The sequence below is a fragment of the Xenorhabdus sp. PB62.4 genome, assembly GCF_014467285.1.
Taxonomy (GTDB): Bacteria; Pseudomonadota; Gammaproteobacteria; order Enterobacterales; family Enterobacteriaceae; genus Xenorhabdus.
The window spans coordinates 167,940-181,805 of record NZ_NKHR01000001.1 but is presented as its reverse complement, the minus strand read 5'-3'; the positions used below and the strand labels follow the sequence as shown (position 1 = coordinate 181,805).

Sequence of the window (13,866 nt, the reverse complement as noted above, 5' to 3'; positions counted from 1 at the left end):
TTAATCTGTTTTATTATTGATTTACCTGTGATAGAAGCTATGCTGAAATTTATTCCCGTGGTTAACAGTAGGGGGTTTTGTTATCCCTGACTTGGTAATTAAAAAGATGCTGCTCAGTCCCAAACAATTTAGAAATTTCAAGTTAACTTTATTACTTTCACATGGCAAACCGGTTAGTAAGGTTAGGATCATTAGCGAGCTCAGTTGTTCTGAGCCGACACTAACACGTGCATTGCGGGAATTGAGGGATCTTTACTGTGCTGATATTCGTTTTAGCAAAATGGGGAATACTTATCAATTAGTTGATAGTGGAGCGTTGACCAAGAAAGACGTGAAAAGGATCGAAGAGCTGCTTGCTCAGCATCTCAGCCTGAAAGCCGAAGAGTCCACCAGTCATGTTTTCCTTGATAAAGAGAAGAAAAAGCCTATTTCTCTCTCTTTGAGAATGTCCGTTATCAGAAAAATTGATGGTCTGGCTAATCGGCTTGAAACGACCAGAAGTGAAGTGGTTGAAATGGTTGTAGACAGGTGCATTGAGACGCTCATGAAAGAAACCCTGCACAGCGAATTACCAAAACGACGAGTCCCGTAATGCCAGCCGGTTGAATTCAACTGGCATCAGGGGGAGGATGATTGGCTCGATGGGTTGCTTAGTGGTTGTGGCGTGTGAGTTTATCAAGATATCCCATCACAAAGGCGGACAAAACGAAGGTAAGGTGGATAATGACATACCACATTAGTTTATTGTCCGGTACATTTTTGGCATCCATAAAGATACGCAGCAGGTGAATGGAGGAAATAGCGACAATTGAGGCTGCAACTTTATTTTTGAGTGAGGTTGCGTCCATTTTCCCTAACCAGCTCAGCTTCTCTTTACTTTCGTGAATATCCAGGCTTGAGACAAAATTTTCATAACCTGAAAACATCACCATCACCAATAACCCACCCACTAAGGCCATATCAATCAGAGAAAGCAGTGTCAGGATCAGGTCTGACTCTGCAAGCGAAAATATATTCGGCAGGATGTGCGTGATTTCCAGAAAGAATTTAATCGCAAGAGCAAATAGCGCTAATGATAAACCGAAATAGACCGGTGCAAGCAGCCAGCGCGAGGCATACATAGTGTTTTCGAGAAAGCGTTCCATGGTGTTTTTATATGTTACAAAAGGGGCGATAGTATAGATCAAGAGTGTGAAAGCTATGAAATAGTTATCAGTCAGACCTTCATCCAGGCATAGATAAGCTTTTATCGCGGTTCATAAAGATATTGATGGCGATGCAAAAGCGCTTACTGGGTGCATAACTAATCATAGAGCCAGTGCCCTGCTACGAACGAATACCACCTTTATGAGAATCCACCAAACAATGGCAACGCCATAATAATGGCATCTTCCTTTCCCGTCGCAGTCGGGTAATAATTCTTACGGATGGAAACCTCATTGAAACCCAGATCTTCATATAACCGGATAGCGGATTGATTGGAACGCCGTACCTCAAGCCATAGGGTATTTATCTGTTTTTCAGGCAATCTATCGATGAGATGGTTCAACAATGCCCTGCCATATCCCCTTGATTGATATTCAGGATCAATGGCGATATTAAATAGCGTGGCTTCATCCATCACATATTGCGTTATCGCAAAACCGATAATCTGGTCATTCAACGTTATTTTATAGTTGAGATAACGCTCTCCCTGATTGGAGTAAAACGTTTTTTCACTCCAAGGAAATGCGTGGCTGGCCTGTTCTATTTGAAATGCTGTGGAAAGATCAACGGGAGTTAATAGAGAAATATTCTTCATAATGGTAAATTTGTTGCCAAAGAGAGCGTTTTGCATTCCCATCAAGAGATAAGTCATTTAATGCCGGGCTTCTCAAAGAAATCCCTTGTATTGATAGGGTAATATCAACCCCCAACAGCCAGTATGGGCAGTGGATTGATTCCGAAAGTAGCTCAACATCTTTTGTCGTGATGCAATATACCGATGAGGCATCAATCCCCATGGCTGTAAAAATATCAGCAAATAATGAATGACTTAAGTCAATATGATCATGGGTAATGATCAATAGACGGGTTGAATCAGGGATGAGGACAGATAATTCACCTTGCAAGGCCATCGGGCTACGCAAAACCCATTGAGTGATCCCCAACTGGGAGAGTAATCTGTCACGCTTCGTCATCGTGTTTTATTCCATCTGCCATAAAAAAATAACGGGTAATATATTATCAGAGGGCTTATCTCTGCGCCAACTAACACGGCATTCCAATACTGCCCACTGATATTTATACTTGGATAAAAGATTTATAAGGAGCTATTCATAGATGTCAGCATTAACCCCGGCCAGCGAAGTTATCCTGCGCCATCATGAGCAATTCCGCTCCCATCATCTGCTTTTTGCCGGTGATCTTCAGGACAATCTTGCAACGGAAATCGAAGCTGCAAGTGTACGGGTGCATACTAATCAGTATCATCATTGGCAATCCCTGATTCGTCAACTCGGTGACAATGCTTACTTTGGCCTTGTGGCAGACAGCACATTTATCAAAGAGTGTGATACGCTGATTTATTACTGGCCAAAAAGCAAGCATGAAGCACGTTTTCAGCTACGTAATCTGTTTTCCGTTCTGTCTCCCAACACTGATATTTTCATTGTGGGGGAAAACCGCAGTGGCGTGCGTAGCGTTGATAAGTTGATGGAAGGTATAGCTCCTTTCCATAAAATTGATACTGCCCGCCGTTGCAGTCTGTTTTATGGTCAATTGAAAAATCAGGTTCAGTTTGATCAAAATAACTGGTGGAACAGCTATCAAGTGGGCGATGTCATTGTTAATACACTGCCCGGCGTGTTTAGCCAGGATGATCTGGATGTAGGCAGTCGTCTGCTGCTTTCGACTTTTGATGCTCCCATCTCCGGTAGTCTGTTGGATATGGCCTGTGGCTCAGGCGTACTGGCAACCGTACTGGGTAAGAAAAACCCTGATTTGGCGTTGACATTAAGTGATGTCAATGCTGCCGCAATCACATCCAGTAAAGCAACGCTGAAAGCCAATAAGTTGGAAGGCAATGTCGTCACCAGCAATGTATATTCTGCCATTGAAGAAAAATTCGACTGGATCATTTCTAATCCACCATTCCATGATGGCTTGAAAACTAATTTGGCAGCGGCTGACGATATGATCCGTATGGCACCAAACTATCTGAAACCGGGAGGTAAGTTGCGGATCGTTGCAAACGCTTTCTTACCTTATCCTGCGCTGTTAGATAGTGCCTTTGGCAAACATGAAGTTCTTGCACAAACAGGCAAATTCAAAGTGTATCAAGCAACAAAGAAGTAGCTTAAGCTTTAAACTCGCTCCCCGTTTTGCCTGCTCCAGCTTAACGAGCAGGCAATTTCACCAAAACATCAATATGCTGTTTTTTACACCAATCACTCTTTTTTCCACTAAATAATGATTGACGCCAGCCATAAAATCTCTAGAATGCGCCTCCATGCTATTCGTTTAAGTAATAGTGTCTGAATATGCGAGGGTGGCGGAATTGGTAGACGCGCTAGCTTCAGGTGTTAGTGTTCTTACGGACGTGGGGGTTCAAGTCCCCCCCTTCGCACCAAATCAGATGACTATCGGTTAAACAAATGGGATAAATGGCAGTACCTGCGAGGGTGGCGGAATTGGTAGACGCGCTAGCTTCAGGTGTTAGTGTCCTTACGGACGTGGGGGTTCAAGTCCCCCCCTTCGCACCACTGTTCCATTTTCCTTCTCTTTATCTTTCTTTGCTTTTCTGTTTTATGCCCCTGCCCTTATTGTTCAAATCTCTTATCAAACAATAAGTTGTTTCAAAAATATCCCAACATAACGGTAATAACAATTATTTCAAGTCCATCGCATCACGTAAGGTAAAATAGAGATCCGTCTGATCGGTTAGTCCAACAACATTGGCAGCATGTGGGCCATAAGCAGCAACCCGTAACTGTGCCCCTGTATGTTCCTGGCTATCTCCTTCCGAATTCCCGTAGTTTACTGTCATGACAGCCCCGTCTTTAGTAATCAATGAACGCGTCAAACCCGGCGATTTTGCACCAGGCTCAATGATCTGGCTGGAATGCGCATGATCAGCAGTCACAATCACTAACGTATCACCCTGTTCTTTCGCAAATTTAAGCCCCACTTGTACCGCCTTATCTAAAGCGACAGTTTCACCAATTTGCGCACAAGGATTGGCATTATGATCCTGTTTATCAATCGAAGCGCTTTCGACTTGCAGGAAAAAGCCATTTTTATTTTCTTTCAGTAAATCAATCGCTTTTTCTGTCATTTGTTGCAAAGTCGGGGCGTTAGAATCTAATTTAGAATTTACGTCGCACTTCACAGGCTTTTCATTGATATTACCGTGATAAACCGCCTTTGGTCCTGCCCAAGCGACATCCATATTTCCGTCATGGAACAAACCTAACAAGGGCTTTTGTTGATTGGCTTCTTTGACGGCAGCTAACGACTGAGCATCGGTTACCCATTGATATCCCTGACTCAATGCCTGTTGTTGTAATGTTTTTCCTTTATTGATGCCGGATACTGATTGTTGGGTAAATGATTTCGCCCCGCCCCCCAAAGTTACATCAGCGCGTGCTGCCAGTAATTGCTCAGTGATGGAGCCTTTACCGCCATTTTCTAACGCATCAGTGGGACATTTTTTTGATGTTTCTTCTGGGCCATAGCATTTACGGTTTGTGATATGTGCATACAGGGCCGCTGGAGTTGCATCCTGAATTTCAGACGTCGTCACATTTCCCGTTGCTTTACCGTTCTTTTTGGCTAATTCCAAAAGGGATAAGTGAGCGTTACCAAAAACATCAATGCCTAATGCCCCGTTATAGGTTTTCACTCCTGTTGTCCAGGCGGTAGCAGACGCCGCTGAATCTGTTACATAGTTGGGTTTTTGTGTTTTCTTATCCAGCGAGTAGTGAGTATATTGTCCGGTAAATGGCAAAGCGTCGATCCCTTTAAAGAATCCACCAGCGCCTTCTGCATAATTACGCGCAATGGTAATCTCAGAGTCCCCCATGCCATCGCCGATAAACAAAATCACATTCTTCGCTTTGTTGTTACTCAGGGCCGCCTTAAGTGCCTCAGTTTGATCTTGAGTCAAACGGCGGGCACCACCAAATGCAGTCATATTACCTTGCGCTGCGCGCTGTTGCGCCATAATGTGATTTGAATTGCTAGCTGCCCATGCAGGCATAGCAGCTCCTGACATCAATACAGTAATGGCAGCAGCAAGCAGCTTTTTTTCATAATTACGCGACATAGGTTTTTCCTTGCAGTCAGATAAATATACCCGCCGTCTTTCAAGTGTAGCCTTGCTGGCTTACCTTAAAATCCATTGGGTAAAAGATGAAAAATCATCATGTTGAGTTGCCCGGATAATAGATATGTTATATGACAGCTATTTGAACCTATGACGACATTCTGATGACAGGAGGGTTTGCTGAAAGATAAAAAGCGCCACAGCAGCCAAAGGCCGGATGGCGCCCTATCAATATAAATTAATAGCGCATGATGACCGACTTCAATTCCGTATAGTGTTCAATGAATGCACTGCCAAATTCACGCCCCATCCCAGAGGATTTCACGCCACCAAATGGAACAGCAGGATCGAGGAACGTGTGCATGTTGATCCATAGTATTCCCGCTTCAACGCGAGATGTCATACGCATCGCTTTGCTTAAATCGTTAGTCCATAAACTGGCAGATAAGCCAAACGGCGTCGCATTCATCATGGCAATCAGCTCTTCCTCATCGTTATAGCTGAGGAAAGTACCAATTGGCCCGAATGTCTCCTCTTTCATTAGCGTGTCTTCAGCACTATTGGCTCTAATGATTGTAGGAGCGACAAAAAATCCCGCCCTTTCCAGCGCATGGCCGCCATATACGATTTCACTCCCCTCCTGACGCGCTTTCTCAAACAAAGACAGAATTTTTTCATAATGCTCTTTATTTGCCAAAGGCCCCATTTCCGTCGTTTCATCAAGGGGAGAGCCAATTTTCATCGCAGACAAGCGCTCAGAAAGTAATTTCAAAACCGCATCCATATGAACAGAAGGAATATAAAAACGTTCCGCAGCCGCACAGATTTGCCCCTGATTCATATAACCAGCTTCCAAAACCCCGTCAACAATCTTCTCAACAGGCATATCCGACAGGAAAGCAGCAGCATTTTTACCGCCTAACTCCAGCGTTGCACGGAACAGCCCATGTTCCATGACAGATTTGCCAATGAGCTTTCCTGTAGGTACTGAACCCGTAAAAGTGACCTTGGCACACAGAGGATGGGTGAGCAGGTGCGTCCCAACACCCGCCCCAGACCCATTGACGATGTTAATCACACCATCAGGAATTCCGGCTTCTTTCGCCAGTTCAGCGACACGCAGCATGGTCAAGGGGGTATATTCACTGGGTTTCAGCACAACGGTACAACCACTGGTCAGCGCGGCCCCTAATTTCCAGATAGCAATCATGATGGAGAAATTCCACGGAATAAGACCAACCACTACGCCTATCGGTTCACGGCGGGTAAACGCAGTATATTTCTCTCCTTTCAATGAGGGCAATGAAACATCCAGTGTTTCTCCGCTGATTTTGCTCGACCATCCGGCAAAATAGCGTAAATAATCGGCAGATGCCCCCACATCCAGCATGCGGGATAACTGGATGGGTTTGCCTGAACATAAGCTTTCCAGTTGTGCCAGTTCTTCACTATTTTTCAGCAATAAATCAGCCAGCCGATTCAGGCAATTCCCTCGTTCCATAGGTGAAGTTTCTGCCCATACACCGTGAAAGGCGGTTGATGCCGCCTGCATTGCCTGATTAACTTCGGTTTCTCCTCCTTGATTGACTATAGCTATCGTTTCACCCGTCGCAGGGTTAACGACAGAGAAAGTTTCATTTTCCTGACCAAGAATAGAGACTCCATGAATATAATGACCGTGAGAACGTCGCAGAAAAGCGGTAACAGACTCCAGCAAATTAATTTCACTCATCATCTCTTCCTCAGTCTAGCCAGACACTTGTCCGTTTATGCAGGCCATGTAATGTTTGACGAAACGTTCGCTGGTGATTTCCCACAGTACTTCAGTCCCTTTTGCCGCAAACCACGAGTCACCTTCATGATATTCAACCGTAACCCCAGTTTTGGCATCCGTCAGTTTTATTGAGCCTTCATGCACTGTTGCCATTTCATCAAAGGGGTAGACCATTTTAAATTTGCCTTTGGTACAGGCAAAAATACCGCAAGTCAGATTATCCGATGGTGCTCCATAGATCATGGCTGCACTCACCTGCGGATCTCCCTCTACCACAACAGAACCAAGATTAGTGACACTGCCAATGGGCATTAATTCAGGAAGGGCTTTATCTAATAATAATGGCTTGATCATGACTTTTACCTTTTAACAGTTACCGTTCAAAAAAATCGTGGGAAAAATGCTAAACAGAAATCCGACTAACAACGTCCTTTCCAATAACCCGAAGTTTGGTGCCAAATTTTGCCGCCAGAGAGCAATACATTCCTAAAGCTGTCTTTCCCAATAACATCAAGATGTGGAATAGAGCTCAATAGTGAATAACGATCGGAGCCTTCGCTCATTCCTTCAGCAAGAATTTTGCAAATAATATGGCTTGGGGTTACACCAAAGCCTGAGTACCCCTGAACATAGAACACATTTTTATGCTTAGGCAGGGAACCAATTTGCGGGAACAAATTAACACTGCAACATAATGGCCCGCCCCATGCCAATTCTATTTTCACGTCTTTCAGGTAAGGGAAGGTTTTCAGCATGATATGGCGGTTCCATGCTTTTAAATCGGAAGGCATATATTCAAAAAACTGTGTCGCACTACCATATAGCAGACGGTTTTCTTTAGTGACACGGTAATAATCAATGACGGGGCTGATATCGCTGTATGCACCGCGAATCGGGCTTATTCGTTCAATCAAATCTTCGGGCAGTTCTTCTGTCATCAATTGGAAAGCATACGTATTGATCGTTTTTCTGTAGATAGTGGGTTCAAGCTCCTCATCCAAGAAGCCATTACATGCCCACAACATCTTGCTGGCACGAACTGAGCCGGTTGCTGTACGCACCGTAACCCGTGGGCCATATTCGACATTCAAGACCTGACTATTTTCAAAAATCTTAACACCGTATTCGGAGACAGCCTTCGCTTCGCCTAAAAGCAAGTTGAGTGAATGAACATGACCGCCACCCATATGTTTCAATGCACTGGTATAGCGCTCTGATCCAATGACTTTTTTGACATCAGATCCTGTATAAAGCTCGATTTCCTCATCAGGAGAAGCGGCACGGAAGCCTTCCAGCCAGCCCCGCAGGGTTTTATCATGCCGTGAATTCCAACCAAGATAAGCATAACCCCGACAAAAATCTGCCTTAATATCATATTTGGCAATCCGGTCACGAATAATGCCCGCTCCCAGGCTGCTGATTTTGAATATTGTTTCCAGGCCTTTCTCACCAACATGGCGTTTGATCTTATCCAAGTCATGACCGATACCTGTCATCACTTGCCCGCCATTACGACCGGTCCCCCCAAATCCCAGAGTCCGGCCTTCCAAAATAGCAATATTGGTGATCCCTTTTTCAGCAAGTTCTAATGCCGTATTGATACCAGAGAATCCCCCGCCAATGATAACGACATCAACATCCAAATCTTCTGTCAGCATTGGAAAACGGAGATCATATTTCTTAGTTGCCGCATAGTATGTTAATGAATCAAGTTTATTATTCATGCTATACCCCGTGTGCATCTATCCCCTGATGATATACATCCAGTTACATTGCTATCCTGTTTTTTCAGGGAGATTTATCATATTTATTGAACATTAATTATTTAGGTGTATTCACAAAAAATTAACAAAAGCATCGGTAAAAATATTAATAAGTTAATAGTTGTGTATCAAATCGCTGACAGTGAATTTCATCTCAAGGTGTATATGAATCACATGTACTTAAAATGCTCAAATTGTTTGTTGTTTTCATGTTAATCAAATCACAATTATTAAAATATTCATTAAAAAATGAGGGATTTTATGTTTTCATTTTGTGATAAATGGAAGAGGAATTTTTTTAATACTGAATTATTCTAAAAAAGATATTTGCATGTGTGCCTAATAAGTTTCGAGTTGTAACCAAAACAGCCGCCTGAAAGATGAAAGGCATAATCACTAAAAGGAACCAAAATGCTACCCAAGAAAATTATCCTTGATTGCGATCCCGGGCATGATGACGCTATTGCTCTCTTGCTTGCTCACGGAAATCCAAACATTGAACTATTGGCTGTAACGACCGTGGTTGGCAACCAGACTCTGAATAAAGTAACCCATAATGCGCTGTGCGTTGCCCGAATTGCCAATATTCGCAATATTCCTTTCGCAGCAGGATGCCACCGACCACTCGTCCGGGAGATCAAAACAGCACCGGATATTCATGGCGAGACAGGTCTGGATGGCCCTATTCTGCCTGAACCAGCAATGAGGTTGGATTCCCGTCATGCAGTAGATTTAATCATTGATGTGATTATGGAAAATCCGCCTAAAAGCGTCACTCTGGTTCCTACTGCCGGTCTGACGAATATCGCCATGGCTGCACGCAAAGCCCCGCAGATTGTCGAACGTGTAAAGGAAGTGGTATTGATGGGAGGTGGTTACCACAAAGGTAACAGAAGCGCTGTTGCTGAATTTAATATTTTGATCGATCCGGAAGCTGCACACATTGTTTTTAATGAAAAATGGCCCCTGACAATGGTGGGTTTAGATCTCACTCATCAGGCTCAAGCGACGCCTGAAGTGATTGAGAAGATTGCCCAGATTAAAACGCATTCTGCTCAATTCGTTTTGGATGCACTCCAATTTTATGGGGACAGGTATCGTGAGAGCCAAGGATTTGGCTATCCTCCGGTACACGATCCTTGTGCGGTAGCCTATGTGATCGACCCTACTGTCATAACAACCCAAAAAGTCCCCGTTAATATTGAGCTAACCGGAGCTTTAACAACAGGCATGACAGTCGCAGATTTCCGTTTTCCACCGCCTGAAGATTGTCATACACAAGTTGCCGTCAAATTGGATCAAGATAAATTTTGGCAATTAGTGATCGATGCGTTGAAAAACATTGGCGAAACAACCTATTGAACTTAAAAGTCATAAGTTTGTTCGGGAAGGGCCAGCTTAATAATCATGCGAATATATCCTTTGACCATTGAGGTGGTCCCTTGATTCAGTGGTTAAAGGAAATTCTATTCAACAAGTCTTATCCCCATCAGCACAGCACTGCATAAGATCAAAAACAGGGTGGCATATTGAAATACCTTGTCAGGCATCTGTTTCATCAGATATTTAGCTAAAGGGATAGACAACAGGGAACCAACAAATAACACCAGTGCCAGTTTCCAGTTTGTATGATCGCCATATGCGAAAGCAAAAGCAGATGAACCAGATAATATCATTGTGACGAAAAGGGAGACACCAATTGCTTATTTTATATTCACCCGCCCGTAACGCAGCAACAATGGCAGCACGACAACTCCACCACCAACGCCAGTAGTGCTGATAACCAAACCAACAGCCGCTCCGATTGCAAGTTCAGGGATCAATGACATTATCTCGTTTCCAATAGGAATTTAATTAAAATTCATTCATCAAATGTTACCAAACGCTCCCTGCATAATATGACAAAAACACATATCATATTCAAAAAAAGAATATAAGTAACAAACAAACGATCATGATTAAAATTGAGGATCGCCTTCATCATTCAGGTCGTAGTCAATAAATTAAATGATGAAGGAGAAGAAAGAATGACGTTTTTTATTGCAGAGAAGTGATATTGGTAATTAGCCCTAATGAGGCGGAAACATTGTTTTAAAATCAAACAGATCAGTCAGTTCAATTTGTAATCCATTGGCAATCACATAAATAATTTCTAAGGTAGGATTTCTGACGCCGCGTTCAATGCCGCTGACATAAGTTCGATCCAATCCACATTTATCGGCAAAAGCCTCCTGCGACATCCCTGCTTCTTTTCTGAGATATCTAATTCTTTGCCCAAAAAGGGATCTGATGTTGTTCGATGTTTTCATCCGATAAGTATCGATTCGTGTTACTTATCCGACCACGGACTATGAGTCACTATTCAATTTGAGTTATGCTATGATGTGTGACTTATAGTCTACTGTTTAATAACTTACTTTTTAATTGAAAAAACGATAGCTAACTGGAGATCTTAAGGATGGAAAAAAAAGACTGGCATTCCGCTGATATCATTGCTGAATTGAAAAAACGCGGGACAACATTATCAGAAGTATCACGAGAGGCAGGGCTTGCATCATCAACCCTTGCCAACGCCCTACAACGACATTGGCCGAAAGGCGAACGTCTTATCGCGACAGCATTGGAGCGCACGCCAGAAGAAATATGGCCTTCGCGCTATGAAAGAAAATAATCAAAAATAGAACCCAGCGCAGTGCTGGGTTCATTTATAAGCCGATCCATTTACAAATCGATCTATTTATAAAACATCAACTCGCTAGCTTTAAACCGACAATACCCACAACGATCAAGCCAAGGCTCAAAATTCTGGCAAAATTCGCTGATTCTCCCAGTATCATAATGCCAAAAATTGCCGTTCCCACTGCACCAATGCCTGTCCATACTGCATATGCGGTTCCTGCTGGCAGATTTTTCATGGCATAGGCCAGTAGCCCCATACTAACAATCATCGCACTGATCGTAATTAGGCTCGGAATCAAACGTGAAAAACCATGCGTATATTTCAGGCCTACCGCCCACACCACTTCTAACAAACCCGCAATAAGAAGGATCAACCAAGACATGTTTTTCCCTTTTTATATGATGACAAGTGGGGTCGTCCCCAATGAGATGACGTTTATCCGAGTCGTCCCGAATAACGATAAGAAATGAAGCTGAATTATAGCTACCCGATCTGACTGCTGCAATAATAGCGACGAACGGCTGATAACAAAAAACCGCAACCTCTGGACGAAGAGGTTGCGGTTTTTTTAGAATAACGGACTCGATTATTTAACGCGAGAAACGTATTCGTTAGAACGGGTATCAACTTTAATGACTTCACCGATCTGCACAAACAGAGGCACTTTTACCACAGCACCCGTGCTCAGGGTTGCTGGTTTACCACCAGTACCAGCGGTATCGCCTTTCAGACCTGGATCGGTTTCCACCACTTCCAGTTCAACGAAGTTTGGTGGAGTTACAGCGATAGGACGGCCATTCCACAGAGTCAGAATACATTCTGCCTGATCGATCAGCCATTTTGCATTGTCACCAACAGCTTTCTCATCCGCAGCTAATTGCTCGAAAGTCTCGTTGTTCATGAAATGCCAGAATTCACCGTCGTTGTACAAATAAGTCAGGTTGGCATCCATGACATCTGCGCTTTCAACAGAATCTGTTGATTTAAAAGTTTTTTCCAGCAGTTTACCAGAAATCAATTTACGAAGACGGACACGGGCAAATGCCTGTCCTTTACCTGGTTTAACAAATTCGCTGTCAAGAATAGCGCACGGCTCGCCATCTAACATGATTTTAAGACCTGAACGGAATTCATTGGTACTATAAGTAGCCATGGAGATCCTCTAATTTTTAACAAAATGGCTTAGCCAAAAAATGGCACACATTATAACCCATATTCACCCTGTCAGAGAAGTCTGGCTAAAACAACTTGCGGATGTTATTACTGATCCGAATGAATTGTTGCAACTATTGTCTTTAAACACGCATGCCATATTGAAAGAAGGTAATGAGGCGAAGCGTTTATTTCCCCTGCGTGTGCCAAGAGCGTTTGTAGCACGAATGAAAAAGGGCGATCCCCGCGATCCTCTGTTATTGCAAGTCCTGACTTCCCGGGAAGAGTTTGCTACGCCTTCTGGTTTCTCCACCGATCCATTAGATGAACAATGCAGTGTTGTACCCGGCTTATTGCATAAGTACCACAATCGCGCCTTATTATTGGTCAAAGGGGGATGTGCGGTAAATTGTCGTTATTGCTTCCGCCGCCATTTCCCTTATGAAGATAACAAGGGCAATAAAAACAATTGGCAACTTGCTCTGGATTATATCGCTCAACACCCTGAGCTTGATGAAATTATCTTTTCCGGTGGTGATCCTCTGATGGCAAAAGATCATGAGCTGGATTGGTTAATCAGTCACATCGAATCTATCCCACATATTAAGCGGCTGCGGATCCACACGCGCTTGCCAGTTGTTATCCCTGACAGAATCACGCTTTCACTGTGTAATCGCTTAGCACAGGCCCATTTGCAAGTGATCATGGTCACCCATATCAACCATGCCAATGAAATTGATGATGCCTTCCGGGAAAGTATGATGAGGCTAAAACAAGCTGGTGTGACTCTGTTAAATCAAAGTGTGATGCTGCGTGATGTCAATGATAACGCAGATACTCTGGCTGATTTAAGTAATGCGTTATTTGATGCAGGTATTTTGCCTTACTACATCCACGTTCTGGATAAAGTTCAAGGCGCTGCCCATTTTCTTGTGAGTGATGGAGAAGCGAAAGCCATCATGCGGGAATTATTGTCAAAGGTATCCGGTTATTTAGTGCCTTGTCTGACAAGGGAAATTGGGGGAGAACCAAGCAAGACACCACTGGATTTAGAGTTAAAACAAAATTAATTTTTTCCAGAATGGGCAGCGCCAGAAACCAAACGTATATGTCATTCTCGCTATTCCGAAACGTTTTTTCTGAGCATTGCCCAAACTTATTTCTCACTAACCCCATCGATTTTTACATCCAC

At 43.4% G+C, this 13,866-nt stretch carries 17 protein-coding genes and 2 tRNA genes; 7 read left to right on the top strand and 12 right to left on the bottom strand.

Features of this window, described 5'->3' with window-relative positions; translation table 11 throughout:
* Positions 1–106: 106 nt before the first annotated feature.
* Positions 107–592: a tellurium resistance protein TerW gene (locus tag Xenpb_RS00790; protein WP_187652650.1), complete on the top strand. Its 486-nt coding sequence runs from the start codon at positions 107–109 to the stop codon at positions 590–592.
* 58 nt (positions 593–650) lie between these two features.
* Here Xenpb_RS00790 and Xenpb_RS00785 read toward each other — a convergent pair whose 3' ends face one another.
* The 3 genes from Xenpb_RS00785 to Xenpb_RS00775 form a co-directional block, all read right to left on the bottom strand.
* A complete protein-coding gene (locus Xenpb_RS00785; RefSeq protein ID WP_187652649.1) occupies positions 651–1,145 on the bottom strand; it encodes a TIGR00645 family protein in 495 nt (164 codons plus the stop codon).
* Positions 1,146–1,345: 200 nt separating this feature from the next.
* Complete coding sequence (rimI, locus tag Xenpb_RS00780; protein ID WP_187652648.1) at positions 1,346–1,801, bottom strand: ribosomal protein S18-alanine N-acetyltransferase; 456 nt, start codon at positions 1,799–1,801, stop codon at positions 1,346–1,348.
* The gene (locus tag Xenpb_RS00775; protein WP_187652647.1) at positions 1,770–2,180 is read right to left on the bottom strand and encodes a DNA polymerase III subunit psi; all 411 of its coding nucleotides are present in this window, start codon (positions 2,178–2,180) and stop codon (positions 1,770–1,772) included. Before Xenpb_RS00775 ends, rimI begins: the two co-directional genes overlap by 32 nt.
* A 142-nt stretch (positions 2,181–2,322) precedes the next feature.
* On the opposite strand from Xenpb_RS00775, the gene rsmC reads away from it, so the two are divergent.
* The 3 genes from rsmC (at position 2,323) to Xenpb_RS00760 (ending at position 3,743) form a co-directional block, all read left to right on the top strand.
* On the top strand, positions 2,323–3,336 hold the full coding sequence (rsmC, locus tag Xenpb_RS00770; RefSeq protein WP_187652646.1) for a 16S rRNA (guanine(1207)-N(2))-methyltransferase RsmC: 1,014 nt from the start codon (positions 2,323–2,325) through the stop codon (positions 3,334–3,336).
* A 187-nt stretch (positions 3,337–3,523) separates the two neighbouring features.
* A tRNA-Leu gene (locus tag Xenpb_RS00765) sits at positions 3,524–3,610 on the top strand.
* 46 nt (positions 3,611–3,656) lie between these two features.
* Positions 3,657–3,743, top strand: a tRNA-Leu gene (locus Xenpb_RS00760).
* A gap of 125 nt (positions 3,744–3,868) precedes the next feature.
* On the opposite strand, the gene phoA is transcribed toward Xenpb_RS00760, so the two are convergent.
* The 4 genes from phoA to Xenpb_RS00740 all read right to left on the bottom strand — a co-directional run bounded on the left by phoA (position 3,869) and on the right by Xenpb_RS00740 (position 8,803).
* Positions 3,869–5,305, bottom strand: a complete 1,437-nt coding sequence (phoA, locus tag Xenpb_RS00755; protein WP_187652645.1) for an alkaline phosphatase — start codon at positions 5,303–5,305, stop codon at positions 3,869–3,871.
* A 238-nt stretch (positions 5,306–5,543) separates the two neighbouring features.
* On the bottom strand, positions 5,544–7,037 hold the full coding sequence (locus Xenpb_RS00750) for an aldehyde dehydrogenase family protein (RefSeq protein ID WP_187652838.1): 1,494 nt from the start codon (positions 7,035–7,037) through the stop codon (positions 5,544–5,546).
* A gap of 15 nt (positions 7,038–7,052) precedes the next feature.
* Entirely contained in the window at positions 7,053–7,433 is a 381-nt protein-coding gene (locus tag Xenpb_RS00745; RefSeq protein WP_187652644.1) for a cupin domain-containing protein, read from the bottom strand.
* A 65-nt stretch (positions 7,434–7,498) separates the two neighbouring features.
* Positions 7,499–8,803 carry an FAD-binding oxidoreductase gene (locus Xenpb_RS00740; RefSeq protein WP_187652643.1) on the bottom strand — a complete coding sequence of 435 codons (1,305 nt, stop codon included), beginning with the start codon at positions 8,801–8,803 and terminating at the stop codon, positions 7,499–7,501.
* A 450-nt stretch (positions 8,804–9,253) separates the two neighbouring features.
* On the opposite strand from Xenpb_RS00740, the gene Xenpb_RS00735 reads away from it, so the two are divergent.
* Positions 9,254–10,204 (top strand): nucleoside hydrolase, encoded by a 951-nt coding sequence (locus Xenpb_RS00735; RefSeq protein ID WP_187652642.1) that lies wholly within the window; start codon positions 9,254–9,256, stop codon positions 10,202–10,204.
* Between the two features lie 104 nt (positions 10,205–10,308).
* On the opposite strand, the gene Xenpb_RS19810 is transcribed toward Xenpb_RS00735, so the two are convergent.
* The 3 genes from Xenpb_RS19810 to Xenpb_RS00725 all read right to left on the bottom strand — a co-directional run bounded on the left by Xenpb_RS19810 (position 10,309) and on the right by Xenpb_RS00725 (position 11,151).
* Positions 10,309–10,542, bottom strand: coding sequence for a TSUP family transporter (locus Xenpb_RS19810; protein ID WP_368666791.1), 234 nt, complete (start codon positions 10,540–10,542; stop codon positions 10,309–10,311).
* Positions 10,543–10,545: 3 nt separating this feature from the next.
* A complete protein-coding gene (locus tag Xenpb_RS19805; RefSeq protein WP_255522981.1) occupies positions 10,546–10,671 on the bottom strand; it encodes a hypothetical protein in 126 nt (41 codons plus the stop codon).
* 240 nt (positions 10,672–10,911) lie between these two features.
* Entirely contained in the window at positions 10,912–11,151 is a 240-nt protein-coding gene (locus Xenpb_RS00725; RefSeq protein WP_099115057.1) for a helix-turn-helix domain-containing protein, read from the bottom strand.
* Between the two features lie 149 nt (positions 11,152–11,300).
* Here Xenpb_RS00725 and Xenpb_RS00720 point away from each other — a divergent pair, with 149 nt between their 5' ends.
* The gene (locus tag Xenpb_RS00720; protein WP_047963844.1) at positions 11,301–11,513 is read left to right on the top strand and encodes a helix-turn-helix transcriptional regulator; all 213 of its coding nucleotides are present in this window, start codon (positions 11,301–11,303) and stop codon (positions 11,511–11,513) included.
* 76 nt (positions 11,514–11,589) lie between these two features.
* Here Xenpb_RS00720 and sugE read toward each other — a convergent pair whose 3' ends face one another.
* Complete coding sequence (sugE, locus tag Xenpb_RS00715; RefSeq protein WP_187652641.1) at positions 11,590–11,904, bottom strand: quaternary ammonium compound efflux SMR transporter SugE; 315 nt, start codon at positions 11,902–11,904, stop codon at positions 11,590–11,592.
* Between the two features lie 204 nt (positions 11,905–12,108).
* Entirely contained in the window at positions 12,109–12,675 is a 567-nt protein-coding gene (gene efp / locus Xenpb_RS00710; RefSeq protein WP_099115677.1) for an elongation factor P, read from the bottom strand.
* Between the two features lie 40 nt (positions 12,676–12,715).
* Here efp and epmB point away from each other — a divergent pair, with 40 nt between their 5' ends.
* On the top strand, positions 12,716–13,744 hold the full coding sequence (gene epmB / locus Xenpb_RS00705) for an EF-P beta-lysylation protein EpmB (protein ID WP_187652640.1): 1,029 nt from the start codon (positions 12,716–12,718) through the stop codon (positions 13,742–13,744).
* The last annotated feature ends 122 nt before the right edge of the window (positions 13,745–13,866 follow it).

Bases quoted from the DNA above. Each gene is read 5' to 3' on its own strand.
- Xenpb_RS00790 (WP_187652650.1), top strand. From the start codon at position 107: ATGCTGCTCAGTCCCAAACAATTTAGAAATTTCAAGTTAACTTTATTA.
- Xenpb_RS00785 (WP_187652649.1), bottom strand. From the start codon at position 1,145: ATGGAACGCTTTCTCGAAAACACTATGTATGCCTCGCGCTGGCTGCTT.
- rimI (WP_187652648.1), bottom strand. From the start codon at position 1,801: ATGAAGAATATTTCTCTATTAACTCCCGTTGATCTTTCCACAGCATTT.
- Xenpb_RS00775 (WP_187652647.1), bottom strand. From the start codon at position 2,180: ATGACGAAGCGTGACAGATTACTCTCCCAGTTGGGGATCACTCAATGG.
- rsmC (WP_187652646.1), top strand. From the start codon at position 2,323: ATGTCAGCATTAACCCCGGCCAGCGAAGTTATCCTGCGCCATCATGAG.
- phoA (WP_187652645.1), bottom strand. From the start codon at position 5,305: ATGTCGCGTAATTATGAAAAAAAGCTGCTTGCTGCTGCCATTACTGTA.
- Xenpb_RS00750 (WP_187652838.1), bottom strand. From the start codon at position 7,037: ATGAGTGAAATTAATTTGCTGGAGTCTGTTACCGCTTTTCTGCGACGT.
- Xenpb_RS00745 (WP_187652644.1), bottom strand. From the start codon at position 7,433: ATGATCAAGCCATTATTATTAGATAAAGCCCTTCCTGAATTAATGCCC.
- Xenpb_RS00740 (WP_187652643.1), bottom strand. From the start codon at position 8,803: ATGAATAATAAACTTGATTCATTAACATACTATGCGGCAACTAAGAAA.
- Xenpb_RS00735 (WP_187652642.1), top strand. From the start codon at position 9,254: ATGCTACCCAAGAAAATTATCCTTGATTGCGATCCCGGGCATGATGAC.
- Xenpb_RS19805 (WP_255522981.1), bottom strand. From the start codon at position 10,671: ATGTCATTGATCCCTGAACTTGCAATCGGAGCGGCTGTTGGTTTGGTT.
- Xenpb_RS00725 (WP_099115057.1), bottom strand. From the start codon at position 11,151: ATGAAAACATCGAACAACATCAGATCCCTTTTTGGGCAAAGAATTAGA.
- Xenpb_RS00720 (WP_047963844.1), top strand. From the start codon at position 11,301: ATGGAAAAAAAAGACTGGCATTCCGCTGATATCATTGCTGAATTGAAA.
- sugE (WP_187652641.1), bottom strand. From the start codon at position 11,904: ATGTCTTGGTTGATCCTTCTTATTGCGGGTTTGTTAGAAGTGGTGTGG.
- efp (WP_099115677.1), bottom strand. From the start codon at position 12,675: ATGGCTACTTATAGTACCAATGAATTCCGTTCAGGTCTTAAAATCATG.
- epmB (WP_187652640.1), top strand. From the start codon at position 12,716: ATGGCACACATTATAACCCATATTCACCCTGTCAGAGAAGTCTGGCTA.